The sequence below is a fragment of the Mesorhizobium sp. M7A.F.Ca.US.002.01.1.1 genome (genome assembly GCF_004022955.1).
In the GTDB taxonomy this organism is placed as follows: Bacteria; Pseudomonadota; Alphaproteobacteria; order Rhizobiales; family Rhizobiaceae; genus Mesorhizobium; species Mesorhizobium ciceri.
The window spans coordinates 1-1,965 of sequence record NZ_RZQE01000745.1; the positions used below are offsets into that span (position 1 = coordinate 1).

Here is a 1,965-nt window from a genome sequence, read left to right on the forward strand (position 1 = left end):
GGCGTGGTGCGTTCCGATGATATCCTCATGGATGGGCGCTATGGAAAAAATCCGCCGAGGAAGGGAATGCCGGAAGGCCATCTTCCCGTGCGATCCTATCTTGCCGTGCCGGTCATTTCGCGATCGGGCGAAGTGCTGGGTGGCCTGTTCTTCGGACATTCCGGTTGCGGTGTCTTTGCCGCAGAGCATGAGACAGCCTTGCTGGGGCTGGCCGGTCATGCCGCCACGGCAATCGACAACTCCCGACTGTTCAAAGCGCTGCAGACGCTCAACGCCACTCTTGAGCAGCGTGTGGCTGAGGAAGTTGCCGAACGCGTCCGAGCAGAAGAGCACCTGCGCCAGGCGCAGAAGATGGAGGCCGTGGGACAGCTTACCGGTGGCATCGCCCACGACTTCAACAATATGCTGGCTGTCATCATTGGCGGTTTGAATCTCGTGCAGCGCAAGCTCCGAAACGGCGACACGAACGTGAACCACTTCGTCACCGGTGCAATCGATGGGGCACAACGCGCTGCGGAACTTACCAGGCGGCTGCTTGCCTTCTCCCGCCAGCAGCCCTTGGCACCGACGCGCCTGAACCCTAATCGACTCGTCTCCGGCATGAGCGAACTGCTGAGCCGAACGCTTGGAGAGACCATAGCAATCGAGACGGTGCTCGCCGCTGGGCTGTGGCATGTGGAGGCCGATGCAGGGCAATTGGAAAGCGCATTGCTCAACCTTTGCGTCAACGCACGCGATGCAATGCCCGCCGGCGGAAAGCTCACGATTGAAACGTCTAACGCCCATATTGACGACCGGTATGCGAGAGAAAACGCGATCTCCTCGGGCCAGTATGTGATGATAGCGGTCACCGATACCGGAACAGGCATGACTGCGGACGTGCTGGCAAGAGCCTTCGATCCGTTCTTCACCACAAAGGGAGTCGGCAGGGGTACCGGATTGGGACTTAGCCAAGTGTATGGATTTGTTCGTCAGTCCGGCGGCAGCGTCAAGATCTATTCCGAACTCGGTGTTGGAACCACCTTGAAGATTTATCTACCGCGGTCGCATGGCGGCATTCCCGACAGCCCGGCCGCCGCCTTGGCGGGCGAGCATCCGGGACATTCAGACGAGGTCATCATGATCGTCGAGGACGAAGATCGTGTACGCCTGATGGCCGCAGAAGCGCTGCGAGAACTGGGCTATTCCGTCCTGGAAATGTCGGGGCCACGAGACGCACTTGCCGCCGTGGAGAGCGGGCATGTGCCTTCGCTTCTGTTCACCGATGTGGTCATGCCGGAAATGTCAGGCCGCGAACTGGTGGAAAAGGTCAGGACATCGCACCCGTCACTAAAGGTGCTCTACACCACCGGCTACACGCGAAACGCGATTGTTCACAATGGCACGCTCGATTTTGGAACGGAGCTTTTGACCAAACCCTACACGATCGACGAGCTGGCCGAGAAGGTCCGAAAGGTGCTCGATCGAAAGTAACGATCGGCCAGAGGCGATGTACTCAAGCGGCCGACCCAAATCCACTGCAGGCACTGCGGGGCGGTATGATGTCTCGCCGGAACCAGGGGGACTGCCGCGAGTTCTCTGGAATGGCAAATCATCCGATCACCAGCGCCCTTACCACAATCGGCACACTGACTTCCCGTCCCGCTGCGTTCCTGGTCTTGTTGGCCTACGCAATTCTTTGGATGATTTTCGAGCGACAGAGCTTGGATTGGCATGGAGCCGCAACATTGTTCACGTGGGCGATGACGCTGTTCATCCAGCGCGCGGAGCACCGCGACACTCAAGCGATCCACGCCAAGTTGGACGAGATCCTGCGGTCAGATCACGCGGCTTCAAACATCACCCGGATCGACGATGAAGAGCCTGAGGAGATCGAAAAACATCGCCATCGCCAGCAACAGGGCGATTGACGTGCAGCCTTTCGGTTCCGTTGCGTCAGGCGCCCGCAAGAAGACCTCCCGCATT

At 59.0% G+C, this 1,965-nt stretch carries 2 protein-coding genes; both read left to right on the plus strand.

Features of this window, described 5'->3' with window-relative positions; translation table 11 throughout:
* Nucleotides 1-1,473 (plus strand): ATP-binding protein (locus tag EN932_RS34955; protein WP_128369468.1); only part of this gene is annotated, 1,473 nt, incomplete at its 5' end.
* A gap of 110 nt (nucleotides 1,474-1,583) precedes the next feature.
* A complete protein-coding gene (locus tag EN932_RS34960) occupies nucleotides 1,584-1,910 on the plus strand; it encodes a low affinity iron permease family protein (protein WP_027161870.1) in 327 nt (108 codons plus the stop codon).
* Nucleotides 1,911-1,965: the final 55 nt, after the last annotated feature.

Bases quoted from the DNA above. Each gene is read 5' to 3' on its own strand.
- EN932_RS34960 (WP_027161870.1), top strand. From the start codon at position 1,584: ATGGCAAATCATCCGATCACCAGCGCCCTTACCACAATCGGCACACTG.